This window comes from Candidatus Pseudomonas phytovorans (assembly GCA_029202525.1).
GTDB classification, from domain to species: Bacteria; Pseudomonadota; Gammaproteobacteria; order Pseudomonadales; family Pseudomonadaceae; genus Aquipseudomonas; species Aquipseudomonas phytovorans.
This window is the reverse complement of sequence record CP119325.1, coordinates 3,622,765-3,648,562: the sequence shown is the minus strand read 5'-3', so window position 1 is coordinate 3,648,562 and position 25,798 is coordinate 3,622,765. Positions and strand designations below refer to the sequence as shown.

The 25,798-nt window shown below is 64.1% G+C and carries 13 protein-coding genes (1 of these 13 cut by a window edge); 2 read left to right on the top strand and 11 right to left on the bottom strand.

Going from position 1 to position 25,798, the window contains the following annotated elements; translation table 11 throughout:
• Window positions 1-72: 72 nt before the first annotated feature.
• The 5 genes from P0Y58_16060 to P0Y58_16040 form a co-directional block, all read right to left on the bottom strand.
• Window positions 73-1,029: an AraC family transcriptional regulator gene (locus P0Y58_16060; protein WEK28422.1), complete on the bottom strand. Its 957-nt coding sequence runs from the start codon at window positions 1,027-1,029 to the stop codon at window positions 73-75.
• A gap of 224 nt (window positions 1,030-1,253) precedes the next feature.
• Complete coding sequence (locus P0Y58_16055; protein ID WEK28421.1) at window positions 1,254-2,309, bottom strand: GlxA family transcriptional regulator; 1,056 nt, start codon at window positions 2,307-2,309, stop codon at window positions 1,254-1,256.
• A gap of 140 nt (window positions 2,310-2,449) precedes the next feature.
• Window positions 2,450-3,487: a glycine betaine/L-proline ABC transporter substrate-binding protein ProX gene (gene proX, locus P0Y58_16050; protein WEK28420.1), complete on the bottom strand. Its 1,038-nt coding sequence runs from the start codon at window positions 3,485-3,487 to the stop codon at window positions 2,450-2,452.
• 70 nt (window positions 3,488-3,557) lie between these two features.
• Entirely contained in the window at window positions 3,558-4,511 is a 954-nt protein-coding gene (gene proW, locus P0Y58_16045; protein ID WEK28419.1) for a glycine betaine/L-proline ABC transporter permease ProW, read from the bottom strand.
• Between the two features lie 21 nt (window positions 4,512-4,532).
• Window positions 4,533-5,693 carry a glycine betaine/L-proline ABC transporter ATP-binding protein gene (locus P0Y58_16040; protein WEK28418.1) on the bottom strand — a complete coding sequence of 387 codons (1,161 nt, stop codon included), beginning with the start codon at window positions 5,691-5,693 and terminating at the stop codon, window positions 4,533-4,535.
• A gap of 357 nt (window positions 5,694-6,050) precedes the next feature.
• On the opposite strand from P0Y58_16040, the gene P0Y58_16035 reads away from it, so the two are divergent.
• Window positions 6,051-7,031, top strand: coding sequence for a LysR family transcriptional regulator (locus P0Y58_16035; GenBank protein WEK28417.1), 981 nt, complete (start codon window positions 6,051-6,053; stop codon window positions 7,029-7,031).
• A 25-nt stretch (window positions 7,032-7,056) separates the two neighbouring features.
• Here the strand turns inward: P0Y58_16035 and P0Y58_16030 are convergent, their stop codons facing one another.
• Both P0Y58_16030 and hisN read right to left on the bottom strand, forming a co-directional pair.
• Window positions 7,057-7,788 (bottom strand): hypothetical protein, encoded by a 732-nt coding sequence (locus P0Y58_16030; protein WEK28416.1) that lies wholly within the window; start codon window positions 7,786-7,788, stop codon window positions 7,057-7,059.
• 225 nt (window positions 7,789-8,013) lie between these two features.
• The gene (gene hisN / locus P0Y58_16025) at window positions 8,014-8,805 is read right to left on the bottom strand and encodes a histidinol-phosphatase (protein WEK28415.1); all 792 of its coding nucleotides are present in this window, start codon (window positions 8,803-8,805) and stop codon (window positions 8,014-8,016) included.
• Between the two features lie 222 nt (window positions 8,806-9,027).
• Between hisN and P0Y58_16020 the strand changes: the two genes are divergently transcribed.
• On the top strand, window positions 9,028-9,660 hold the full coding sequence (locus tag P0Y58_16020) for a helix-turn-helix transcriptional regulator (protein WEK28414.1): 633 nt from the start codon (window positions 9,028-9,030) through the stop codon (window positions 9,658-9,660).
• Between the two features lie 53 nt (window positions 9,661-9,713).
• Here P0Y58_16020 and P0Y58_16015 read toward each other — a convergent pair whose 3' ends face one another.
• From P0Y58_16015 to P0Y58_16000, 4 genes are all read right to left on the bottom strand, one after another.
• Window positions 9,714-11,711, bottom strand: coding sequence for a MacB family efflux pump subunit (locus P0Y58_16015; protein ID WEK33342.1), 1,998 nt, complete (start codon window positions 11,709-11,711; stop codon window positions 9,714-9,716).
• 8 nt (window positions 11,712-11,719) lie between these two features.
• On the bottom strand, window positions 11,720-12,877 hold the full coding sequence (macA, locus tag P0Y58_16010; protein WEK28413.1) for a macrolide transporter subunit MacA: 1,158 nt from the start codon (window positions 12,875-12,877) through the stop codon (window positions 11,720-11,722).
• Between the two features lie 165 nt (window positions 12,878-13,042).
• Complete coding sequence (locus P0Y58_16005; GenBank protein WEK28412.1) at window positions 13,043-24,481, bottom strand: amino acid adenylation domain-containing protein; 11,439 nt, start codon at window positions 24,479-24,481, stop codon at window positions 13,043-13,045.
• On the bottom strand, window positions 24,478-25,798 hold the final stretch of the coding sequence (locus P0Y58_16000; GenBank protein WEK28411.1) for a non-ribosomal peptide synthase/polyketide synthase. Its footprint extends 21,173 nt past the window's final position; only the last 1,321 of its 22,494 coding nucleotides appear in the window; its start codon lies off the right edge, out of view — the gene reads right to left on this strand; the stop codon is at window positions 24,478-24,480. Before P0Y58_16000 ends, P0Y58_16005 begins: the two co-directional genes overlap by 4 nt.

Genomic DNA, 25,798 nt, shown 5'->3' with positions numbered 1-25,798 from the left:
GCTCACCTCAAGCCTGAGGACCTGTGCAAGACTTTGTGGGAGCGGGTGAACCCGCGAAGAGGCCCTTGAAGTTCAGCGCCGATTACGGAGGGTTTCCGAAGGCAATTCGCCAAACTGTTGCCGATACACCTCGGAGAACCGCCCAAGGTGGAGGAAGCCATAGTCCATGGCCAGCTCAGTGACGTTGCGTACCGAACAGCTCGCGTCGCTCAGGCAGGCATGCACCTGCTCCAGCTTGCGCTGGCGCACATAGTGCTTGGGCGTGGTCTGCAAGTGGCGGTCAAACAGCGCATACAACGAACGCAGGCTCATGCACGCCTGCTCTGCCAGCGCTTCGGCGCTCAGATCAAGCTTCAGGTTGCGGTCGATGTGGTCGATGATCCGCTCCAGGCTAGCGCCTGGCGAACCCAGGCTTTCGCGGCGGATATTGGTGCTCATCAGGGTCAGCAACTTGCTGGCGACGATCTGGCTGTAGTGGCCCTGCACCCTGGGCAGCGAATCGCTCACCTCTGCCTCATGGCACACCATGGCCAGCAGGTTGACGAACCCGTCCAGTTCATCCAGCCGGTAATGATTGCGCAAGAAGCGCACGCCCCCTTCGGGCCGGTGCCAGCGCTGCTCGTCGCAAATCGAATCGAGCAGCCGGGTTGGCACTTTGAGGATGAACTTCTCGCAGTCTTCCGAATAGGTCAGGTCAACCGGATCATCCGGGTTGATCAGCAGCAGCTCGCCCGGCACCAGGTGCTGTTCGCGCTTGTGCCCGCGCCACAGGCAGTTGCCGTTGAGCAGTACTTGCAGGTGATAAATGGTTTCCAGCGCCGGCGAGGTAACGCGCACGCTCCCGCCATAGCTGATACGGCACAGATCAAGTTCGGCGAATTTGCGGTGGCTGAGGCTGGCCTGGGGGTGGGTGGTGCGGGACAGACCGATGCAGTGCTGGCCTACGTGCTGGTTCACATAATCGGACACAGCATACGGGTCAGCGTGGTGAAACACGCTACTGCGTTCGCTCAGCAGGCGGCTTTCCATAGGCAAGGCACTCGGTATCGTTATTGTTCTGGTCGCCGCTTCCTACGGCCTTGTGGGCTGTGGTTGCGGTCGTCACGGTCATTTTATCGGGCCGGTCGCGGGTCGCGGGGGGCAGGCGACAACCGGTGGATGGGGACACTACAGCAAAAAGACGGGGGTTGGGCAATGCGGCGATGGGATTGGTTGGGCGGATAGCGGACATGACGCGTGCAGCGAGTGTTCGTTTATCGAACAGTGTTTTCCTGCTGCGGTGCCCACCCCTGGCTGCGCGCCCGGTACTGGCGTGGGGCGATGGCAAACAGCTCACGGAAGCGCCGGTAAAAATGCGGGAAGCTGACAAACCCGCTGGCCACCGCTACTTCGGTCAACGATTTGCTGGTGTGCTGCAACAACTGCCGCGCATGGGTCAGGCGGAGCTCCAGATAATACCGGGGCGGCGTGGCCTGCACATGCCGGCGGAACAAGCGCTCCAGGTGGCGGCGGGACAGCCCTGCATGCTCGGCAATCTCGTCAATGCCAATCGGGTCTTCGATGTTGGCGTGCATCAGTTCCAGCGCCAGGCGTACGCCTTTGGGCAAGCTGGGGTCGATTTCCGGTGCGCTGGCCGGTGCATCGCTCATTATCCGCGAGCGGTCACAGGCCAGCATCTGCTCCACGGCCCGGCGCAATGGTACGCCTCCGCAGTGTTCGAGCAACGCCAGCATCATGTCCAGCGCACTGCTGGCCCCCGCGCAGCTCATGCGTCGACGGTCCAGTACATGGGCCTGGCGGCTGATACGTACCTTGGGGAACAGCTCACTCATCATTGCCCGGCCATCAGGGTGGAAGGCGCAGTCGTGATCGTTGAGCAAGCCCGCCTCGGCCAGGAAGTAAGCGCCGTTCCACAGTCCGCCCAGCCGGCAGCCATACTGGTCGGCCTGACGCAGCTTGGCACGCAGTTGTGGCGCAGTTTCCAGGCGCACGCGGAAGCCGCCACACACCAGCAGGCAGTCCAGGCCTTGCACGTCGAGGTCGGCCAGCTGTGTCTTGACCGGCAGGGCGATGCCCAAGTCGCTCATCACCTGAGCGCCCTCACCTACTACCTGGACCTGGAACAACGGCGTGGCACTCATCAGGTTGGCGGTGACCAGGCTGTCCATGGCAGCGGTGAAGGCCATCATCGAGAAGTGTTCGCGCAGCACGAAGGCCACGCGCTGGCACGGGATTGACAGTGAGGTTCGGATGGCGGGGTCCAGGTGGGCCAGGTTGGTGTTCTTGAGGATGCTTTCGAAGTGGCTCATGGCGTTAACTCAACAGCGGAAATCGCGTTGGCTGCTTCGCGGGCTCGCCCGCTCCCACAGGCATTGCACAGTTTTCAGAACCTGTGGCGGACCTGTGGGAGCGGGCGAGCCCGCGAAGAAGCCAACACTGATGGATCTGGTTACTTGCTGGCCTGCGCCGCGGCATCGCGCGAGGCTTGCAGCCACTGGTCAAACTGCTGGCGGTGGGCGGCAACCCACTCTTTGGCATGACGCTCGATGTCTTTAGGCTTCTTCTCGCCCTGCTGCATCTTCAGGTTCTGGTTGCTCTCGTCATCGGTGCTGATCTGCACCTGCGACAGAAACTTCACCGCGGCCGGGTTCTTATCGGCAAAGTCCTTGTTCAGCACGGCTACTACCTTGTCGATGGCAAAGCCCAGGTTCTTGCCGTGGTAGATCGTGTCGACGTCGTTGTTGCCATCCGGCAGGTCGGTCTTCGGCACTTCCAGCCAGACCACATCCTTGCCTTCGACCAGCACGCTGGCGATCCACTGGGGCACCCAGGTGAAGTACAGGATCGGCTTGCCTTCCTTGAAGCGGGCGATGGTGTCGGCCATCAGCGCAAAGTACGAGCCCTGGTTGACGGTAACGCTCTTGTCCAGGTCGTAAGCCTTCATGTGGTGGGAAATCACCAGCTCGCAGCCCCAACCGGGGTTGCAACCGGTCATGTCGGCCTTGCCGTCGCCGTCGGTGTCAAACAGCTTGGCGATTTCGGGCTTTTTCAGGTCAGTGATGTACTTGATGTTGTATTGGTCGGCGGTTTTCTTGTCGATCAAGTAGCCTTGGGCGACGCCCGGCAGGATATTGCCGGTCTTTATCATCGTATCGCCACCCGTCGCGTTCAGGGCTTTCTGATAGAAATCGTTGTGCAGCTTTTCCCACAAGTGCACGGTGAAATCGGCGTCACCATTGCCCAGCGCCATCATCATCACGCCGTATTCGGTCTCCTTCGGCTCCTGGACCTTGTAGCCCAACTCGCGCAGCCCTTCCATGGCCACTTCGCCACGGAAGCGTTCTTCAGCGATGGAGGGGAAAATCGGCGTTACCTTCACCCCATCACCGGGTTTTTCCGCCGAGGCGTGTGCGCCCAGTGCAGCGCCCACCAAGGTCAGCGCCGTGGCCCATTTGAGGATGCTGCGGGAGAACTTGGATTCGTGCATCGTCGCTTACCTTTTTCTGATTTTTATCTTCAAGTGCGGCAGGTCGAGTGGCTCAAAAGTCTTGCTGTGCTCAGGCAGTCTTGCGCCGCCCTTGCGGTTGCGCGGCACCACACAGGCGCATCACCACGCCCACAGGGCCGGTGTGGTACCAGCGCAGGCTCGGGTCTGCACTAGTGCGCGCGCCCATGGCCTGGGTCAGGCGGTCGAGGAAGATCGCCAGCAACACCAGCCCGACGCCACCGACCGTGGCCAGGCCCATGTCCAGGCGGCCGATGCCGCGCAGGACCATCTGGCCCAGGCCACCGACCGAAATCATCGAGGCGATCACCACCATCGACAGCGACAGCATCAGGGTCTGGTTCAGGCCGGCCATGATGGTCGAGGTGGCCAGCGGCAACTGCACGCGGGTCAGCATCTGCCGTGGGGTGCAGCCGAAGGCGCGGGCGGCCTCGATCTTGTCTTCCGGCACCTGGCGAATGCCCAGGTTGGTGAGGCGCACCAGCGGCGGCAAAGCGAACACGATGGTCACCAGCACCCCGGGTACGTTGCCGATGCCGAACAGCATTACTACAGGGACCAGGTAAACGAAGGCAGGCAAGGTCTGCATGGCGTCCAGCACTGGCCGGATAATGCTTTCCAGGCGGTCGCTGCGGGCACAGACGATACCCAGCGGGATACCGATGACCGCGCAGAAAAACACAGAGGTCAGCACCAGCGCCAGCGTGGTCATCGACTCCGACCACACGCCGATCAGCCCCAACAAGGTGAGGGTGACAAAGCACAGCAAGGCCATGCGCTTGCCCGCCAGCTGCCAGCCCAGCAGAGACGACAGGATGATGCCGATGGTGGGCGGGATGCTCTGCAGGGTGAACTCGATGCCATTGAGCACCTGGTCGATCGGCCAGCGAATGGCGCGGAACACCTCGCGGAAGTTGTGCACCAGGAAGTTCAGGGTGGCGGTGACCCAGTCACCCAAGGGAATGGTGGCCGCCTGGAACGGGTCGAGCAGGCTGAATTCTGACATGAGGGCTTTCCTCTTTTGTATTTAGTGGCGGCACAGGGTCTGCAGCAGCTCGTTCTTCGACAACGTGCCCTTGAAGGCACCCTGGCGGTCGAGTACCGGTACCGGGTACGGCAAGTCGGCCGCGACCCCGAGCACCTCGTGCAGTGGGGTGTCGGTGTACACCGGGCGCTGCTCGTGCAGGCTGTAGCGCTCACTGGCGCTGGCGCCGCTGGCATCGGTATCGACCACGCCCAGCAACTGGCCGCGCTCGTCCACCAGGTAACCGAACGGCACGCCGGCCTGGAAGCTCGGGGCCTTGCCGTTGACCTTGCACACCACCGCCGGGTCAAACCTGGCCACGTCGCCCGCCTTGAGCACCCGCGAGCTGTCAAAGCTCTTGAAGAAGGTACGCACATAGTCGTTGGCTGGCTCGTTGATCAGTTCCTGCGGGGTGCCGATCTGCACCACGCGGCCGCCTTCCATGATCGCGATGCGGTGACCGATGCGGATGGCTTCTTCGATGTCGTGGGAAATGAAGATGATGGTGCGCTGCTGCTCGGCTTGCAGGCGCATCAGCTCGCCCTGCATTTCACTGCGAATCAGCGGGTCGAGGGCCGAGAAGGCTTCGTCCATCAGCAAAATGGTAGGGTCATTAGCCAACGCCCGGGCCAGCCCCACGCGCTGTTGCATGCCGCCGGACAATTGGTGCGGATAGCTGTGCTCGTGGCCGGCCAGGCCAACCTGGCTCAAGGCTTCTCTGGCGCGGCTGTGGCGTTCGCCTTCCGACACACCGGCAATTTCCAGCCCGAAGGCGGTGTTTTCCAGCACGCTCATATGCGGCATCAGCGCAAAAGACTGGAACACCATGCCCATTTCCTTGCGGCGCACATCGAGCAGGGCCTTGTCGGAAAGCCCGGTAATTTCCTTGCCGTTCAGGTGAATGCTGCCGGAGGTGGGCTCGATCAGGCGGTTGAACAACCGCACCATGGTCGACTTGCCCGAACCGGACAGGCCCATGATGACGAAGATCTCGCCACGCTTGACGGAAAAGCTTGCATCGAACACGCCGACGACGTGGCCGGTCTTGCTGAAGATTTCGTTCTTGTCGGCGCCCTTGCGGAGCATCTCCATGGCCATGTTCGGGTTGGGACCGAACACCTTGAAGATGTTTTTTACCGAAAGAATCTCATCGGCATGGCTCATACGACCCTCTTTATTATGCTTATTAACCAATCTTTAAACATCGCACTTTCAATAAGGCGGGTAGAGATCAGTGCGAGTACGTTGGCAGTCCGTTCAAATTCGAACGCGAGTCAAAACCGGCACGCAGAATGTCCTGCTTCAAAGTTTTTTCGACATCGATGTCTCGAATGTCGCGCCGTGGTTCAACGTTATGCCTTGTCCCAAAGCGGGTCCAACGACATTTGTATGGCGCTAACCATTACCTGAAGTTATCAATCGGGCGCCAAGCCCGGCGGCAGAGCCCTGCGCATTTACCCACAGTCGCACAACAGGCTAGAGTCATCGGATTGGCTAGACGAAGGACTTCGCCCCCACCCCATGGTCAGACACTCCGAACCCGATCAGACCCTGATCAAGATGCCCTCGCTGCGCGCGGTCAAAGTCTTTGTCGCCGCCGCCAAGTACCAGAACTTCACCCGTGCCGCCGAGGCGCTGTGCGTGACGCAGGCAGCGGTCAGCCGGCAGATCCGGGAGCTGGAAACCTACCTGGGCGCCGAGTTGTTCACCCGTGTGGGGCGTGCGGTAGAGCTGACGGTGGCCGGCTCGATCTTTTTCGATGCTGTGCAGTTATCGTTCGTCAACATCTCCCAGGCGGCAGAGCGTATCCGCAGCAACACCAACACCAAGCACGTAGTCACGCTGTGCTGCTCGCCGGCATTTGCCGCCCTGTGGCTGGGGCCGCGCATGCCGAAGTTTTTCGACGAAAACCCGGACATCGACATCAACCTGGTGACCACCCAGAACTTTCTGTCGATGGAGCCAGGAGTGCGCCCGGATATCTACATCACCAAGCTGGGGAAAGTGCAGGCGGGCTACAGCTCCCACCAGCTCAACCACGACGTGATCTACCCGGTGTGCACGCCGCAGTACCTGGTGCAACACCCTGAAGTACGCACCCTGCTTGGGCTGCGCGATGGCACGTTGCTGAACCTCAGCCCCTATGGCCGCTCACAGGTGGCCGAACACGTGGACTGGAACGTGTGGCTGGCCTTTCACGATGTCGACCTGAAAAGCCGTGCCAATACCGCGCCGCACTTTTTCAATGCCAACGACTACAACTTGCTGGTGCAGCTGGCATTGGGGAGCCAGGGTGTGGCGCTGGGTTGGCATCACCTGATTGCACCGCTGGTGGCGCAAGGGCTGCTGGTACGACCCGTGGAACAGGAACTGGTATTGAAAGATACCTTCCACTTCCTGGCATTTAACGAAGACAAGGAGCACGACGCCAGTTGCCGGCGGTTACGGGAGTGGTTGCTGGATGAGTTTCAGCCATTGCTGGGATCTCTGCGCACTCGCTGATACTGGTGTAGGCATTGCTGCGAATTTACTGCACCGGCAGAAAGTTCATCAGCAAGAGGCTTTGCGCGTAATTCAGGCCAATCCGCCGATAGCGCTCATCCAGCAATTCGGCCAACAGATCCAGCCGCGCCACGATCTTGCCAAACTCCACGGCAAAACTCAGGTTGCTGCCCTCTTCTGATATCTCGTTGGAGAACAGCAGCAATACCCCATTGGCGTCCTGCCGCTGGCTGAGCATCCAGGTGGCCTTTTCGATATTGCGCGCCGCGTTGTTGATGAACAGCGGGTCGAGGGCATCGGTCATGTAAAACTCGCTACGCCCGCCATGCGCGGTGATCAGCATGCTGCCGATGGCATAGATGAAGGCACCAACCCGATCGCCGCGAAACTCCGCGCTCAGGGCGTAGCTCAATGCCGCGAGGTCACGCCGGTTACCGAGTTGCGGCAGTGGCTGGTGTTGTTCGATGGCCATGCGGATCTGGCGCTCGGCCGTGGCCGCATCCACGTAGCCCGACAGCTTCCACTGGTTGGGGTTGCGCAGGTACAGCTTGTTCATCAGCAGGTACAGGCTTTGCAGGTTGTCGCGCATCGACAGCGTGGCCAGGCGGTCGACGCTGGTCTGGAACAGCTCACTGGGTTTGCCGTTACCGAACTGGCTGAGCATATCGCGGCCTTGCTCCTGGGTGCAGGCGCACAGGCATGTGAGGGCGCCTGCCAGCAGCAGGCGTGGGAGGAAATTCGGGTAGCTTGCAACCATCGGCACCGGGTCGATATTCGGCGGCCGCACCGGGAGTCAGTGCAGCCTGGCCAAGCATAGAGCCCGAAAACCGGAAAAAGTGCGGCGGTTGAGGATTCTGGACACCTGCACCGGCCTCTTCGCGGGCTCGCCCGCTCCCACAGGGACTGCACAGGCCGCAGTATCTGCGGTGAACCTGTGGGAGCGGGCGAGCCCGCGAAGGGGCCAGTGCAGGCTAACAATGCACTACATGGCGTGGCGCAGCATCTCAACCATTTGCGCGTGCAGCGCCGGGTCACCGCAAGCCACTACACACCCGCCATTCTGCGCACTGCTGCCATCCCAGGCAGTAATCACCCCACCCGCCCCTTCAATTATTGGCATCAGTGCCTGCACGTCATACGGCTGCAGGCTCGCCTCGACGATCACATCGACAAACCCGGACGCCAGCATGCAGTAGGCATAGCAATCGCCACCGTAGCGCATCAGGCGCGCCTTGCCGGCAACGGACTCGAACGCGGCTTTGCGTTCTGCGGTGTCGAACATGTCCGGCGTGGTGCACATCAGCGTGGCCGAGGCCAGGTCGGCACAGGCACGGGTTTTCAGTGGCGTACCGCTGCGCCAGGCGCCTTCAGGGGTGCCGACAAAGCGTTCGCCGGTGAAAGGCTGATTCATCACGCCAACCACTGGGCGCGTGCCATCATTCAGGGCAATCAACGTGCCCCACAGCGGCAGGCCGGTGATGAAAGCACGGGTACCGTCGATCGGGTCGAGCACCCAGGTCAACGGGCTACTGCCGATAGCAACGCCGGCCTCTTCACCCAGAATACCGTGCTCTGGGTAGCGTGCCTGGATCAACTCACGCATGGCGTCCTCAGCTGCCTTGTCCGCCACGGTCACAGGGTCGTACAGGCGTCCGCCCTTGTCCTCGACATCCAGGCTGGCGCGGAAGTATGGCTTGATCGCCACAGCGGCAGCATCGGCGAGTTGCTCGGCGAAGGCGCGGAATTCGCCAATCTGTTCAGCACTCAGGGACATTGCAACAAACCTCGTGACAAAGATGGAGGGCGGCATCATACCCGACAACCCGCAGTGCGCCAGCCGCTCACACAAAGTGCCACTATAATGCCATGATCGCCACTTCATTTAACCGTCACTCATTCGTTGTACTAGGATACCAAGCACCTCCCGTCGCAAGCCCAGGATGCGGCTGGCGAACCCGCGGCGGGATCACCATTACTGGCCTTCATGGACGATACGATGAATTCGAACCAGCTTTACCCGCAGATTGGCAAAGTCATTGCCAGCACCGGCAGCCGCCAGTTCCCCCGCATGCTGCACGACCTGATCCAGGCCCACCTGTCCATCGACGCCACGCAGATCCGCCAGTTGCCAGGCATGCCCTGCGAATCGTTGCTGCTCGATGAAACGGTGTTTTCCTCGTACGCACAGCCGGAAGGCGACTTCAGCGACCCTTCGCGCTTGCACCGGATTTGCCATAAAGGCAATGCACGCCTGGAAATACAGGTAATACGTGCCGACTCAACCTATGGTTTTTCAACCTTCGAACGTAGCCGCCTGGATGCGATTTCACCCCTGTTGTTGCCAATGCTGGAGAAGCATGTCGATGCCTTGCAGCCTGGCCCGGAGCGGCACACCAAGGAAAACCTCGAGCAGCGCTTTGTCGAGCGGCTGGCGCAGTCAGGGCTCAAGCTTTCCGGGCGCGAGCGCCAGGTGTGCCTGGGGTTGCTGGCCGGGCATACTGCGCCAGAGCAGGCTGAGCGGCTGGCGCTCAAGGTGAACACGGTTGAAAGCTACCTGCGTCGGGCGGCGATCAAGCTGGGCATCAGTGGTCGGCATTCGTTGATGCGCTGGATGTATGCCGAGGGCTGACTGGCGTTTCCTGCGTCGGCCTCTTCGCGGGCAAGCCCGCGAAGAGGCCTGCTTCAATCCCGGGCCAACGCCTCGATCGGGTCCAGCCGCGCCGCGTTCCTTGCCGGTACAAACCCGAATACCACGCCGATCAGCGTCGAGCAGGCAAACGCCATCACGATCGACGCTGGTGAAAACACCATCTCCCACTGTTTCACGAACAGCTCGAACAGATACCCCACCCCATACGACAAGCCGATCCCCACCAGCCCGCCAAACAGGCACACCATCACCGCCTCCACCAGGAACTGCTGGCGAATGTCCGATTGCCGCGCCCCCACCGCCATGCGAATGCCGATTTCGCGGGTACGCTCGGTTACCGACACCAGCATGATGTTCATCACCCCGATGCCACCCACCACCAGCGAAATCACCGCAATCAGCGACAGCAACAGGGTCAGCGATCGGCTGGTCTTCTGCACGGTCTGCATGATGCTGTCGAGGTTGTTGGTGAAGAAATCCTTCGTGCCATGGCGTTGCAGCATCACCCGGGTCACCTCTTCCTCCACCCGTTTGCTCGGCACACCGTCCTTGATGCGCACGCTGATGCTGTCCAGGTGCCGTTGCCCCAGCACCCGGCCGGCGGCGGTTTCGTAGGGCACCCAGATGTTCAGCTGATTGCCGGCGACGAACAGGTTCTTGTTTTCGGCCGTTACCCCAATCACCGTGCACGGCAGATTGCCAACCAGGATTACCTGCCCCAGCGGGTCGATGTTCGGGCCGAACAGGCGCTTGCGCGTGTTGTGGTCGATCACCACCACCTGCGCCTGACGGCGCGCGTCGTCGGCGCTGAACACGATGCCGGCTGCCAGCGGGATGTTGCGAACCTGGAAGTAATGCTCACTGACGCCGTTGAGCTGAACGTCCACATCCAGGTTGCGGTAACGCACCAGCGTACTCTGGCCGATCACCGGGGTGGCGCTGTCGACGTAGTACAGTTCGTTCAGTGCCGCGACATCGGCAGGTACCAGGGTTTCGATGGTCTTGGCCCGGCTGTCACCGAAGTTGCTGCCGGAATAGATGTCGATGGTATTGCTACCGATGGCCTGGATGTCCTTGAGCACATAGCCCTTGGCACCTTCGCCAATCGCCGAGATGGACACCACCGAAGTGATGCCAATGACGATCCCGAGCATGGTCAGCAAGGTACGCATCCGATGCGAAATCAGCGCAATCCAGGCCATCTTGAACGCCTCGCGGAACATGCCCAGGCGTACTAGCACGCGGCGTGTACCTTGTGCCTGGGGCGCAGCTTCCGGCTTCGCGGCAGGCGTGGGCGGTGCGGGGCTGCGCCGATCGCCGACGATCTGCCCGTCACTGACCTCGATGATGCGTTCGGCATGCGCGGCCACCTTGGGGTCGTGGGTCACCAGGATCACCGTGTGCCCGGCCGCGTGCAGTTCCAGCAGGATGTTCATCACCTCCTTGCCGCTGGCGGTGTCGAGGGCGCCGGTCGGTTCATCGGCAAGGATCACCTGGCCACCGTTCATTAACGCCCGGCAGATGCTCACCCGCTGCTGCTGGCCGCCCGACAGTTGGCTGGGGCGATGCTCCAGGTGGCTTTGCAGGCCTAGTCGGGTCAGCAACTCGCGCGCGCGCACATGGCGATGGCCCTGGGGTGTACCGGCATACACCGCCGGAATCTCGACGTTGTGCAGGGCATCCAGGTGCGGCAGCAGGTGGTAGCGCTGGAAAATGAAGCCGAAGTGGTCGCGGCGCAACGCCGCCAGGGCGTCGTCGTCCAGTTCACGGGTTTCCTGGCCACCTACCTGGTAGCTGCCGCTGCTGGCGTTGTCCAGACAGCCAAGGATGTTCATCAGGGTCGACTTGCCCGACCCGGAAGCGCCGATGATCGCCACCAGTTCGCCGCTGTCGATCTGCAGGTCGATGCCTTTCAGCGCCAGGAATTCGCGGTCGCCGGCCTGAAAGCTGCGTGTCACCCCCTGCAAGCGCAACAACGGCTCGTTATGCACACCGGTAACCGCCATCCCTGCACTCGGCTGCACATTCATGTTCATGCTCACGCCCCCGTTTCGCCAGACACCGGCTCACCAATCACTACCCGGTCGCCTTCGGCCAGGCCGTCCTTGATCTGCACCTTGACGTTGTTGTTGATGCCCGCCTGCACGTTGCGCACCTGGGCGAAACCCTTGGCATCCAGCACCCGCACCGGGAAGCTGCCATCGCCATTGCGCGCGCCCAGCGCGGCAACCGGCACGGTGAGTACGGCCTGGGCGGTGTCGAGCACGATATGCACCTGGGCAGTCATGGAAATACGCAGGCGGTGGTCGGGGTTTGGCACTTCGAACAAGGCGTTGTAGAACACCGCGCCACTGGGCTTGCCGCTGCTGCCTTCGTTCTTGTCGCTGCTTTGCGCGTAGTTCTGTGGTGCGGGCTCGGTACCGCGCAGCCTGGCGTAGTAACGCTTGTCTTCGCCGAGGATGGTGAAATACACCGCCTGGCCAGGGGTGATGTGGATGACATCGGCTTCCGACACCTGCGCCTTGACCGTCATGGTGTCGAGGTTGGCCAGCTTGAGCAGCACCGGCGCCAGCTGGTTGGCGATCACGGTCTGCCCTTCCTGGGTGACGATGCCCACCACATGGCCGGTGATCGGCGCGTTGATGCGGGTATAGCCCAGGTTGACCTTGGCGGTATCGATTTCTACCCGTGCGCTCTGGATCTGCGCATCCAGCGAGCGGACGGCAGCCTGCTGCACTTCGTATTGCGACTCGGCATTCTCGAAGTCCTGGCGCGACACCGATTCGTCGGCCTGCAGCTCGCGGTAGCGTTCATACACGCGCCGGGCCTGCTTGAGCTGGGCCATGGTCGATCGCCGCTCGGCCTGCAGTTTATCCTCATCGACCTCGGCCTGACGCAGGGTATTGCGCAACACCAGCGGGTCGATCTCGGCCAGCCACTGGCCCTGGCTGACCTTGTCGCCGAGCTTGACCTTCAGCGACTTCAGCTGGCCGGACACCTGGGCACCGACATCCACCTGCTTGATGCCTTCGAGCATGCCGCTGGCCAGCACCGCGTTCTCGATATCGCCACGCTCGACGGTGGCGGCGATGTATTGCGGTGGCTTGGCCGGCGCCTGGATGGCGTACAGGCTGATGCCGGCGACGATGACCACGGCCAGGCCGAGGCTGTACTTGCGGAATCTGGATTTGTCCATGAACACTCACTTTCCTCTGTAATTCGGATGCAATGGCACCTGTGGGAGCGGGCTTGTCCCGCGAACACCGGCACTGCCGGTGCCAGCCACCGCGTTGCCTGCTTCGCGGGCATGCCCGCTCCCACAATGACCGCTGTTATCTGCACGATCGGTGCTGGCTCATGGTTATTGCCTAACCTTGCCGTGCTGCAGTGCCTGGCCGTCATGCCACCAGGCTGCCAGGCTGAACACATCCGGCACTTTCAAAATGCTGAAGTGGTCCCCCGGCCCCTGCCACAGCGCCAGTTGTGGCATCAGTTGTTGCCAGCCCTCCTGCATCGCCGCATGCTCGCGGGCATTGCCCAGGGCATCGAGTTGCGGGTCATCCACCAATACCAGGCCCACCGGCCCGGTGTACGTCAGTGTCGGCCGGTAAACCGTGCGCAGTGCCGTGGCAAAGGTGCGCACGGTGCCATCCAGCACCCGAGGCGTGGAGCGTGCGGGCAACAGCCCGTTGCGCACCATGCCGGCGTGCAACTGCTGCAACTGTTGGTCATCCGTCGCCAGGGCGAAAGCAGCCGGGTCGATACCCAAGGCCTTGCCCGTGGCCAGCTGCAGCGCTTCGACCAGCCGCAGCAAGGCCTCGCCGAATGTGTATGGCTGGCCACAGGTGCTGTCGGTACCCGGTGCCTCGCTGTCGATCAGGGTCAACGAGCGTACCGACCGGCCCTTGGCTTCGAACCTGGCGGCGATGGCATGTGCCACCCAGCCACCGAACGAGTGCCCGACCAGGTTCAGCGGGCCGTGCGGGTACAACGCTTCGATCGCCTGCACATGGCATTCGGCTGCGGCTTCCACCGTGCCGTGCGGCACGCTGCCACCGTCCAGGCCACGGGCTTGCAGGCCATGCAACGGCCATTCCGGCCCCAGCGCTTCGGCAAGGCCAATGAAACTGGTGACGCTGTCCCCGGCCCCCGGTACACAGAACAGCGGCGCATGGCCGGGTTGCCCGGTCTGGATGGCAACCTGCCCGGCATAGCCCGGCGTTGCCGCAACCGGGCACCTGGCAAGCGCCTGGGTCAAGGCTTGCGCCACGGTTGCCACGTGAGGCGCCTGCATCAGGCTGCGGTGGTCACCCGGCACCTCCACGATCAGCAGCGGCTGGGTCGGCAGTGCCTCGCGCCAACCTAGCGTCGACAAGTTGTCACTGCCCTGCTCGGCGCGGAACAGGTGCACCGGTATGTTCAAGGGGGCCGGGCGGTAATGCGCCAAGGCATGGCCGTGGGCCAGTTCACGGCTGAAGTAATGCAGCAGTTGCGCATCGCTCATGCTCGCCCACAAGCCATAGAGGAAACCGTGCTCGCGGCAACTGGCCAGCAAACCGGCAAAGTCCGCCTGCGCAGCCTCCAACTGCTGCAAGTGCGCGACTTTGCCGGCAGCCTCCGGCCCCTGCGTGCGCCAGAACGTCGTGCAGTTGAGCAGCAACTGCCGCTCCAGCGCATGGGGCCCCGACCAGCGCGCCTTGCCCTGGTCGGCCAGGCGCGGCACATAGCTGTCGATCAGCCCGAGGAATTCGACCGCCTCATCCGCACCCAACAACTGGTTGGCCATTTCGAACGCCACGACCCCGCCGAATGACCAGCCTGCCAAGCGGTACGGCCCCTGCGGCTGGACCTTGCGCATCTGCTCAACCTGATGGCGTGCCAGGCACTCCAGGGTGTGCGGCTGCGGCTGGCCGGCCGGTACACCGGGCAACCCGTAGATGGCGAAGCCGCCGCCCATTTGTTGGCCCAGTACCGGGAAGTAGAAATCCAGCCCGGTGAACTCGTGCACCAGGAACAGCGGCGTCTGTGCCGTACCCGGGCGTACCGTGACCACCCCCTGCGCATGCTCGGTGTTATCGGCAAGCCGGGCTGCCAGCAGCGCAACGCTGGGCTGTTGGAATACGTCGTTGAGCGCAGCTTGCAAGCCTGCCTTGTTAAGCCGGTCGACCAGGCGAATGGCCGCCAGGGAATGGCCACCGAGCTCGAAGAAGTTGTCATGGCGCCCTACCCGCTCAACGTCCAGCAGTTCTGCCCAGATGGCTGCGAGCAGGCCTTCAGTAGCGCCTTGCGGCGCTTCGAACGGGCGGTCCTGTAGCACACCGGGCTCTGGCAGCGCCTTGCGGTCGAGCTTGCCGTTCGGGCTCAACGGCAGCGTGTCCAGGTGTACGAACAACGCTGGCACCATGAACGCGGGCAAGTGGCTCAGCAACGCTGCGCGCAACGCCTCCAGCGTATGCTGCTGGCCGGTGTAGTAGGCCAGCAATTGCTGTTCGCGGGCGATCACCACCGCCTCGTTGACCCCTGCGATGCCGGTGAGGCACGCCTGGATCTCGCCCAGTTCGATGCGCAGGCCGTGGAGTTTGACCAGGTCGTCATTGCGGCCCAGGTACTCGATGTTGCCGTCGGCCAGGTGGCGGGCCAGGTCGCCGGTGCGGTACAGGCGTGCGCCGGGTACGAACGGGTCGTCGATGAAACGCTCGGCAGTGAGTTCGGCGCGATTCAGGTAGCCGCGGGCGACCTGCACGCCGCCGATGTACAGCTCGCCCGCAACGCCCTGCGGGACCGGTTGTTGCTGGTCGTCGAGGATGTACAGGGTGGTGTTGGCGATGGGTTTGCCGATGGGGGTGTTGTCGGGGGCGCTGGTGCAGTGCCAGGCGCTGACGTCGACGGCGGCTTCGGTTGGGCCGTAGAGGTTGTGCAGTTCGACGGTTGGCAGCTGGTGGTGGAAGCGCCGTACCAGATTGCCCGGCAATGCTTCGCCCGAACAGATCACGCGGACCAATCGTGGGATCGGTGCATTGTTCGAGGCATGCGCCGGCCTTGTGGGAGCGGGCGCGTCGAGGCGTCGAACCGCCGCGAACACCGGCGAAGCCGGTGCCATACACCGTGTTGGATTCTTCGCGGGCGCGCCCGCTCCCACAGGGATCGCGGTAGGGCCAGATGAGAGGAACACATCCAGCATTGACGGCACGAAATGCAGGGTGGTGATGTGCTCGCGGGCAATCACCTCGCGCAGGTACTCGGGGTCGCGGTGCCCGCCCGGCCGCGCCATGACCAGCCTGGCGCCGGTCTGCAATGGCCAGAGGAACTCCCACACCGACACGTCGAAGCTGAACGGGGTCTTTTGCAGTACCACGTCATCGGCATCCAGGCCGTAGGCGTCCTGCATCCACAGCAAGCGGTTGACCACTCCGGCATGCTCGTTCATCACCCCTTTCGGCAGGCCGGTCGAGCCTGAGGTGTAGATCACGTAGGCCAGATGCCGCGGGGTCAACCCCGCCACAAGCGGATTGCTGCCAGGCAGATCACTCCAGGTCGGCTGGTCCAGATCAACCAGCAGGCCGGTTTCCGGCACATGCCGGGTAGCCGCATGTACCAGCACCGCCACTGGCGCGCTGTCGCTCAGCATGTGCCGTACGCGCTCTGCCGGGTAATCCGGGTCGACCGGCACATAAGCGCCTCCGGCCTTGAGGATGGCCAGCAACCCAACCACCATCGACAACCCGCGTTCGACGCAGATCGCTACCCGATCGTCGGGTTTAACCCCCAGACCGATCAAATGATGTGCAAGGCGGTTGGCCTGTTCGTTGAGCTGGCGGTAAGTCAGCTCGCCCTCTTCGGCCCGCACTGCCACGGCATCCGGCGTGCGCACAACCTGCGCTTCGATCATGCCGTGCAGGGTCTGCTCAAGGTCGTAGTCAACCTCGGTATCGTTGAAATCCAGCAGCAAGCGCTTGCGTTCATGCGCATCGGGCAGCGCGGTATGCCCCGGAACAGCCCGGTCGCCGCTCGCAAAAGCCCACAGCACTTGCTCGAAGTAGCCGGCAAAGCGCTCGATGGTCGCCCGGTCGAACAGCGCTGTGGCATAGACGATGCCACCGACAAAACCCTCGTCGCGCTCGCCCAAGCTCAGGCTGAGGTCGAACTTGGCGATGGTGGCCGGGCCGCCCAGTGCAGTCACCGCCAGGTCCGCCAGTTGCAGCGCCTGGTGCCCAGGGTTGCCGTCCCAGTCCAGTGACACCTGGTACAGCGGTGTGTGCGCCAGGCTGCGCCGTGGGCGCAGCAGCTCGACCACCTGCTCGAACGGCAGGTCCTGGTGCGCCTGCCCCGCCAGCACCACCGCCTTGGCCCGGGCCAGCAACGTTGCCACATCCGGCGCACCCGACACATCCAGGCGCAGTGCCAGGGAGTTGACGAACATGCCGATCAGCCCGTCTACCTCCGCCTGCTGGCGGTTGGCGACCGGTGAGCCGATCACCACCTCGTCCTGGCCGGCCAGGCGGGCCAGCAACACCGCCCAGGCAGCCATGAACAGCATGTACGGGGTTGCGCCATGGCGCCGGCACACCGCCTTGAGTTCGCTACTCAAGCGCGGGTCCAGGCACAGTGCGACACTGTCGCCGGCGTACTGCTGGCGCTCCGGCCGCGGCCGGTCCCAAGGCAGGCTCAGCAGTGCCGGTGCATCGCGCAGTTGTGCGGCCCAGTAGTCAGCCTGCTGTTGCAAGGCCGCGCCACTCAACCAGCGCTGTTGCCACAAGGCGTAGTCGAGGTACTGCACCGGCAAGGCGGGCAGCGGGTCAGGCTGGTGGGTGCTGAAGGCCTGGTAGAGTTCACCCAGTTCCCCGACCAGCACGCCCAGCGACCAACCGTCGGCCACCAGGTGGTGCAAGGTCAGCAACAGCACGTGGTGGTCCTGGGCCAGTTGCAGCACCCGCCCGCGTATCGGCAGGTCGCGGGCCAAGGCAAAGGCCCGGCCGGCTTCTTCACGCAGCAATACTTCCAGCGCCGGCGGGTCCAGCCCCGGGCAGCCCTGCCAAACCAGGCTGAAGCTGCGGCTGTCAGGTGCCAGTTGCACATGCGGCTCGCCGTCCTGCTCGACAAAATGGCTGCGCAGGCTTTCGTGCCGTTCGATCAGCCGGTGTAGCGCCTGCTCCAGCGCCGCACGCTGCAGCGGGCCGTGCAGGCGCAAGGTGATGGGGATGTGATAGGCCGCGCTGGCCTCTTGCAACTGGGCCAGGAACCATAAGCGCTGCTGGGCGAACGACAGCGGCAGCCGGCCTTCGCGTGGCATGGGCGTAATGGCTGGCAACGCCTGGCCCTCGCGCACCAGGCAAGCGGCGACGGCGGCCAGCGTGTCGTCGGCGAACAGGTCGGCCAGGGCCAGCTCATGGCCCAGGCGTTGGCGCACCTGGGCCAGCATGCGCATGGCCAGCAGCGAATGGCCACCCAGTTCGAAGAAGCGGTCGTGGCGGCCGATCGGCTGCATGTCGAGCAACTCCCCCCACAGCGCCGCCAAGGCTTGCTCGCGCTCGCCTTCAGGCGCCTCGAACGCGGCCACGGCAAAGCCTTGCGCGCCCGGAGCAGGCAGGGCCTGGCGATCGACCTTGCCGTTGCGGTTCAGCGGCATCCGCGCCAGCGCGACGAAGGCCGATGGCACCATGTACTCCGGCAACCGGCCGCGCAGGTAGCTGCGCAGCTGCAGGGCATCCAGTGTAGCGTCCTTGCGGGTGTACCAAGCCACCAGGCGCAAGGGCCCAGGCTCATCGGCAATGGCCATCACCAGCACATCGCCGATACCCGGGGCCTGGGCCAACTGTTGCTCGATCTCGCCCAGTTCTATGCGGAAGCCGCGGATCTTCACCTGGTCGTCATTGCGCCCCAGGCACTCCAGCTGGCCATCGCCGCGCCAGCGCACCAGGTCGCCCGTGCGGTAAAGCCGGGCGCCGGGCTGAGTGCTGAAGGGGTCGTCGATGAAGCGCTGAGCCGTCAGTTCGGCACGGTTAAGGTAGCCCAAGGCTACGCCGTCGCCGCCAATGTACAGCTCCCCGACCACACCCTGCGGTACCAGCCGTTGCCAGGCATCCAGCACATACACCTGAGTATTGCCGATAGGCCGGCCAATGGGCACCTGGGCGGCATCGTCTGCCAAGTCGCGGACCTCGCAGGTAACCGCGAAGGTGGTGGTTTCGGTTGGCCCGTAGCCATTCAGCAAACGCAACCCCGGCGCCCGTTGCAGCAAGGCCCGGAAGGCTGCCGGTTCGGCTCGCTCGCCACCGCTGATCAGCACGCGCAGCGTGGCCAGTGCATCGGGTACATGTTGCACGTATTGGTTGAAAAGCGCGGTGGTCAGGAACAGCACGCTGACCCCCTGCGCCACCAGCGCCGCGGCAAAACGCGGTGGATCGATCAGCGTGGCGTGGTCGATCACGCGCACCTGGCCACCGTTGAGCAGTGCGCCCCAGACTTCGAAGGTACTGGCGTCAAATGCGGGGTTGGAGACAAAACCGACACGGTCGCTGTCCAACAGTTCGGCATAGCCGTTGTTCAACACCAGGCGCGCGATCCCCCGGTGCGGCACGCACACGCCCTTGGGCTTGCCGGTCGTACCGGAGGTGTACATCACATACGCGGCGCTGGCGGCATCCTGCGCCAATGCCGGGTTATGCACGGGGTGGCAGTCGAGCGCCAGGCCATCGAGCTCGATGCGCTGCGCTGGCAAGTCAGCCACAACCTCGCTGGAGGTCAGCAGCAACGCCGCCTGGCAGTCCTCGAGCATGAACGCCTGGCGCTCAGCGGGGGCATGGATATCCAGCGGTACATAGGCGGCGGCGCACTTCAGCACGGCCAGTTGCGCCACCAGCAGCGTCAGCGAGCGCGGCAGCAGGATGGCCACGTTGGCCCCCGGCAGTACCCCGCTGGCGATCAGGTAGTGAGCCAGGCGGTTGGCGCGCTCGTTCAGCTCGCCATAACAGAGCGCCTGGTCGCCCTGCACCGCAGCCACCGCCAGCGGGTGACGGGCGACGCGCTGCTCGAACAGGCCGTGCACGGCCGCGTCTCGCGGATACGGGTACTGGGTGGCGTTGCAGGTGTGCAGCAAGCCCTGGCGCTCCACTGCATCGACCAGCGCCACCTGCGCCAGCACCTGCTGGTCGTCATCAGTCATGGCCCACAACAGGCACTCGAAATAACCCAGGTAGCGCTGCAGGGTGGCCGCGTCGAACAGCGCAGTGGCGTAATCCAGGCTGCCGGCCAAAGTGTCGCCACGTTCGCCCAGGTTGAGCGTGAGGTCGAACTTGGCCACTGTCGCGGCCTGCGCCACGGCCTCCAGCTGCAAGCCCTGCAAGTGCAACGCCGCGCCCTCGGTGGCCTGCCAGTTCAGGGAGGTCTGGAACAGCGGTGTATGCCCAAGGCTGCGTGTCGGGCGGAGCATTTCCACCACGTGCTCGAACGGCAGGTCCTGGTGGGCCTGGGCTTCCAGCACTCGGCTGCGCACCTGTTGCAGCAGCGCTTGGGCGGTGGGCGCCGCACTGCTGTCGATACGCATGGCCAGGGTGTTGACGAACAGCCCGGCCAAGGGCTCCAGCTCGGCCCGGCCGCGCCCCGCCACCGGGCAACCGACCACCACTTCGGGCTGGCCTGCCAGGCGGCTGAGCAAGGCTGCCCAGGCAGCGAGCACGGTCATGTACAGCGTTACCCCGTGGCGCTGGGCCATGGTCCGCAATGCGGCAGTCAGGCGCGGTTCAAGCTGCAGCGGCAGGCTGGCGCCGGCAAAGTCCTGGCGTACCGGACGTTGACGGTCAACAGGCAGTTTTAGCAGCTCGGGTGCACCTTCCAACATCTGCTGCCAATAGGCAGCCTGGTGTTGTAACTGCTCACCGGCCAGCCAGCGGCGCTGCCAGACGGCGTAGTCGCCGTACTGGATAGCCAGCGCCGGCAACGGGTCATCACTGCCGTTGCACAAGGCTGCGTATTGGGCGCTCAGCTCGTGGGTCAGCACGCCCAGCGACCAGCCGTCGGCGACGATATGATGAACGGTCAGGGCCAGCACATGCTGTTGCGCACCCAGGCGCAGCAGGTTGGCCCGCAGCAGCGGCCCGTGGGCCAGGTCGAACGGTGCCGCAGCCAAATCGCGCAGGCGGCCCGGCACGGCCTCGGCGGTTATGTCCTCACAGTGAAACCAGTCGAGGCCAGGGGTGGCGGCAATCACCACCTCGGCACTGTCATCACGCGGGATGAAGCGGCTGCGCAAGGTCTGGTGGCGCTCGATGATGCGCAGGAGCGCGCCCTCCAGCGCATCGGCATCCAGCGACCCGCGCAGGCCCAGGGCCAACGGCACGTTGTAGGCCTGGTTACCGCCCTCCATCTGCGCCAGGAACCACAGCCGCTGCTGGGCGAACGACATCGGCAATGCCTGCTCGTGCGCTACCGGCAGAATCTCCGGCAGCGCGCTGCGCCCGGCAGTGCCGAGCAGCTCGGCAACGGCAGCGAGCTGCGGGTTGGCAAACAGCTGCGCCAGGCTCAGCTCCACGCCCAGGCGCAGGCGCACCTGCGAAACCATGCGCATGGCCAGCAGTGAGTGGCCGCCCAACGTGAAGAAATCGTCACTGCGCCCTACCCGCTCGACCTGCAGCAGTTCCGCCCAGAGCTGCGCGAGGGCTTGCTCCAACTCGCCTTCCGGCGCCTCAAAGGCCTGCTCGAACAGTGCTGCACGCCCAGGCCTTGGCAGTGCCCGGCGGTCGAGCTTGCCATTGGCCGTGAGTGGCAGTGCCGGCAGCTCGACAAAGGCTACCGGCACCATATACGCCGGCAAATGCGCCTGCATCTGCGTGCGCAGGCCTTCCGGGGTAAGTGGCTGAACGTCGGCCTTGGCCGTGAAGTAGGCCACCAGTTGCGGCTGCCCGGGCTGGTCCTCACGCGCGATCACCACCGCTTCGTCGATACCGGCCAGGGTCGCCAGGCGGTTTTCGATTTCGCCCAGTTCGATACGCACGCCACGGATCTTCACCTGGTCGTCATTACGGCCCAGGTAGTCGAGCGTGCCATCGGCCAGCCAGCGCACCAGGTCACCGCTACGGTACATGCGCCCGGCCGCCACGAACGGGTCATCGAGGAAGCGTTCGGCAGTCAGGTGCGAGCGGTTCAGGTAGCCACGGGCAACCCCGGCACCGCCGATGTAAAGCTCGCCAGGTACGCCCAGCGGTACCGGTTGCAGGTGCGCATCGAGTACATACAGCCGCGCGTTGTCCACCGGCTTGCCGATATGCAGCACACCACCCGCCTGCAACGCCCCGGAGCTGGCCACCACGGTGGTTTCGGTCGGTCCGTAGTTGTTGACCACGGCAAAGCGCTGGGTGCGGTTGAACTGGCGCAGGCGATCGCCACCAATCAGCAGGGTGCGCAAGGTCGGGTGTTCCAGTTGGTGGTTGAAGGCATATTCAGCCACCGGGGTGGGCAGGAAGCTCACGTCCAGCGGCTGTGCCTGCCACCAGGCGAGCATGGCGTCGAGGTCGTCGTGGCCCTCGGTGGCGGGTGCCAGGTGCAGCGTGGCCCCGGCGCACAAGGCCGGCCACACTTCCCAGGCCATTGCGTCGAAGCCGAAGCCGGCCAGGCTCGAGGTGTGCCGGCCCTGGCAAAGGTCGAAGGCACGGCAGTGCCAGTCGACCAGGTTGCTGACGCTGCGGTGCTCGACCATCACGCCTTTGGGCTGGCCGGTCGAACCGGAGGTGTAGATCACATAGGCCAGGTGGTTCGCGGCAAGCCCTTGAACGGTCGGGTTGCCGTCGACGGCAGGCCAGCTCGGCTGATCCAGCAACAGCAGGGGTACATCCACATGCTCAAGGCGATGGCGTAGCGCCTGTTGTGTCAGCACCACCACCGGGCTGCTGTCTTCCAGCAGGTAGCCAACGCGCTCGTCCGGGTGCGCCGGGTCCACCGGTACATAGCCGGCGCCGGCCTTGAGCACGGCCAGCAAGCCCACCAGCGTTTCCAGGCTGCGCCGGGCCACCACGGCAACCCGGTCGTCCGGGCGCACACCAAGGTCTATCAAGTGATGGGCCAAGGCATTGGCCTGGCGGTTGAGGTCGGCATAGCTCAGCTGCGCGCCGTCACTGGTCGCGGCAATGGCTTCTGGGGCGCTGGCGGCTTGCTGCTCGAAACGCTGGTGCAGGGTGAGGTGCTGCTCGTAGGGGGCAGCGCAGGCGTTGAAGCCTTCCAGCAGTTCTTGGCGCTCAGCGGCGGGGAGCATGCCCAGCCGGTTCACGGCCACTTGCGGGGTTTGCAGCAGGCCTTGCAGGGCCTGTTGCAGGTAGGCGCAGACCCGCTCGGCCGGCACTTCGGCGCTGGCCAGCAGGGTCAGGCGGAAGGCCTCGCCCAGGTCGTCCACGCTCAAGGTCAGCGGGTAGTTGGTGGCCTCGGCCGACTCGACAATGTCGATGCCGGCCAATGCGGCCCGACGTGGTTGGGCACTGCCCGGTGCGCTGTGGCGGTAGTTGAGCAAGGCATTGAACAGCGGCGCCGGCGCAGCCACGCCACTGCAGCGCTGGGCCAGGGCCAGAGGCGCATGTTCATGGCGCATCAGAGCGCTCAGGCGCTGATGGGTGGCGCGTACGGCACTGCCCAGGTCGGCGCTGCCCAGGTCCACCCGCAGTGGCAAGGTGTTGATGAAGATGCCCAGCGCCCGGTCAGTGGCTTCTGCGCCCAGCAGGCGGCCCATCAGCACGGTGCCGAATACCACCTGCTCACGCCCGGTCAGGCCGCCCAGCACCCGCCCCCAAGCGAGGTGAAAAAGGCTGGCAACACTCACCCCAAGGCTGCGGGCCTGGCCACGCAGCCCTTGGCACAGGGCCGGTGGCAGCTCGAGTTGGTGCTCGTTGTGTGCCTCACCGGCGCCCTGTACGTCCCGCAGCCCGTAGGCCAGGGTGGCTTCGTCGATATCGCCGAGCATGTCGCGGAAGAACGCTTCGTGCCCGGCCTCGCTGATACCCAGCACCGCTTGTGCCACATAGTTGCGAAACGGCACCGGTGCGCCCAGTTGCGCCTGCTCGCCACTGAGGAACGCAATCAGCTCGTGGCGCACCACATCCAGCGCGCTGTGGTCCATGGCGATATGGTGGAACTGCAAGGTGGCGGCGAGGCTGCCGTCGGCCTGCGGCGCTTCGCGCAGCAGGCGCATCAGCGGTGCCTGGGTCAGGTCGAGCCAGGCGCGCCCCGAGGCATCGGCAGGCAGGGTCAGTACCGCCAGCTCGGCCTGGCGCCATACCACCTGCACCGGCGCTTCCAGCCCCTGCCAGTGCACCGAGGTGCGCAGGATGTCGTGGCGGGCGATTACCCCGCGCAAAGCGTCGGCGAACGCCTGCAGGCGCGCTTTGCTGGCGAACACGAAGCGCGCCTGCATCACATAAGGGTCATGGTCGGTGGCACTGGCGTGGTGGAACAGCATGCCTTGCTGCAAGGGCGCCAGTGGGTAGATGTCCTGCACATTGGCCGCGCCGCCGGGGATTGCGCCGACGATGCTGTCCAGGCTGGCCTGGTCCAGCGTGACCAGGTTGAGCATGTGCGGGGTGATGTGCGTGCAGCCTGGCGGGATCAGGTTGCCCGGCACCTGCACCGCGCCCTGCTTCACCGCCACGTATTCGCCACGCTCGATCATGCCGACCAGGGTGGGTTTATGCGCGCGCAATTGCGCCACCAGGGTGGTGTCGGTCAGTGCCTGGCGGTTGCCCTGGACCACCAGCTGGCCATCCTTGAGTACCAGTTGCACATTGTGGGCGGTCAGTGTTGCCAATAATTGGTTGATGCTCACAGGACGATCTCCATGCTGTCTGTGATGGCTGCGTAGCCGGCCAGGGTCGGTTGGTCGAACAGGGCGCGCACATCGGCCTCCAGGCCTTGCTCGCGCAGCCGCGACGTCAGTGTCACTGCCAGCAGCGAGTGGCCGCCCAGTTCGAAGAAGTTATCGTGGCGCCCTACCCGCTCCACGCCCAGTAGCTCGCACCACAGTGCAGCCAGCAGGGTTTCGGTTTCGCCTTCGGGGGTTGCATAAGGGCGCTCCTCGATGGCACCGGGTTCCGGCAAGGCCTTGCGGTCGAGCTTGCCGTTGGGGCTCAGCGGCAGCGCTTCGAGGTGCATGAACTGCGCCGGGACCATGAATTCCGGCAGATGCGCGAGCAGCGACGTGCGTAGGGTGTCGATGGTTAGCGCTTGGCCGGTGTAATACGCGATCAGCCGCTGGTCGTGGGCGAGCACGACGGCCTCCTTGATACCGTCGATGGCAGTGAGGCCGGCCTGGATCTCGCCCAGTTCGATGCGCAGGCCACGGAGCTTGACCTGGTCGTCGTTGCGACCGAGGTACTCGATGTTGCCGTCGGCCAGGTGGCGGGCCAGATCGCCGGTGCGGTACAGGCGTGCGCCGGGTACGAACGGGTCGTCGATGAAACGCTCGGCAGTGAGCTCGGCGCGGTTCAGGTAGCCGCGGGCGACCTGCACGCCGCCGATGTACAGCTCGCCGGCAACGCCCTGCGGGACCGGTTGTTGCTGGTCGTCGAGGATGTACAGGGTGGTGTTGGCGATGGGTTTGCCGATGGGAGTGTTGTCGGAGGCGCTGGTGCAGTGCCAGGCGCTGACGTCGACGGCGGCTTCGGTTGGGCCGTAGAGGTTGTGCAGTTCGGCGGTTGGCAGTTGGTCGTGGAAGCGCCGTACCAGATTGCCCGGCAATGCTTCGCCCGAACAGATCACGCGGACCATTTTCGCAAACGGTACATTTTCTGAGGTGTATGCCGTCCCTGTGGGGTCAGATGACAGGAACACATCCAGCATCGAGGGCACGAAATGCAGGGTGGTGATGTGCTCGCGGGCAATCACCTCGCGCAGGTACTCGGGGTCGCGGTGCCCGCCTGGGCGCGCCATGACCAGCCGTGCGCCGGTCTGCAATGGCCAGAGGAACTCCCACACCGACACGTCGAAGCTGAACGGGGTCTTTTGCAGCACCACGTCATCGGCATCCAGGCCGTACGCGTCCTGCATCCACAGCAAGCGGTTGACCACCCCGGCATGCTCGTTCATCACGCCTTTCGGCAGGCCGGTCGAGCCTGAGGTGTAGATCACGTAGGCCAGATGCCGC

Bases quoted from the DNA above. Each gene is read 5' to 3' on its own strand.
- P0Y58_16020 (WEK28414.1), top strand. From the start codon at position 9,028: ATGAATTCGAACCAGCTTTACCCGCAGATTGGCAAAGTCATTGCCAGC.
- P0Y58_16015 (WEK33342.1), bottom strand. From the start codon at position 11,711: ATGAATGTGCAGCCGAGTGCAGGGATGGCGGTTACCGGTGTGCATAAC.
- P0Y58_16055 (WEK28421.1), bottom strand. From the start codon at position 2,309: ATGAGCCACTTCGAAAGCATCCTCAAGAACACCAACCTGGCCCACCTG.
- P0Y58_16040 (WEK28418.1), bottom strand. From the start codon at position 5,693: ATGAGCCATGCCGATGAGATTCTTTCGGTAAAAAACATCTTCAAGGTG.
- P0Y58_16030 (WEK28416.1), bottom strand. From the start codon at position 7,788: ATGGTTGCAAGCTACCCGAATTTCCTCCCACGCCTGCTGCTGGCAGGC.
- P0Y58_16060 (WEK28422.1), bottom strand. From the start codon at position 1,029: ATGGAAAGCCGCCTGCTGAGCGAACGCAGTAGCGTGTTTCACCACGCT.
- hisN (WEK28415.1), bottom strand. From the start codon at position 8,805: ATGTCCCTGAGTGCTGAACAGATTGGCGAATTCCGCGCCTTCGCCGAG.
- macA (WEK28413.1), bottom strand. From the start codon at position 12,877: ATGGACAAATCCAGATTCCGCAAGTACAGCCTCGGCCTGGCCGTGGTC.
- proX (WEK28420.1), bottom strand. From the start codon at position 3,487: ATGCACGAATCCAAGTTCTCCCGCAGCATCCTCAAATGGGCCACGGCG.
- proW (WEK28419.1), bottom strand. From the start codon at position 4,511: ATGTCAGAATTCAGCCTGCTCGACCCGTTCCAGGCGGCCACCATTCCC.
- P0Y58_16035 (WEK28417.1), top strand. From the start codon at position 6,051: ATGGTCAGACACTCCGAACCCGATCAGACCCTGATCAAGATGCCCTCG.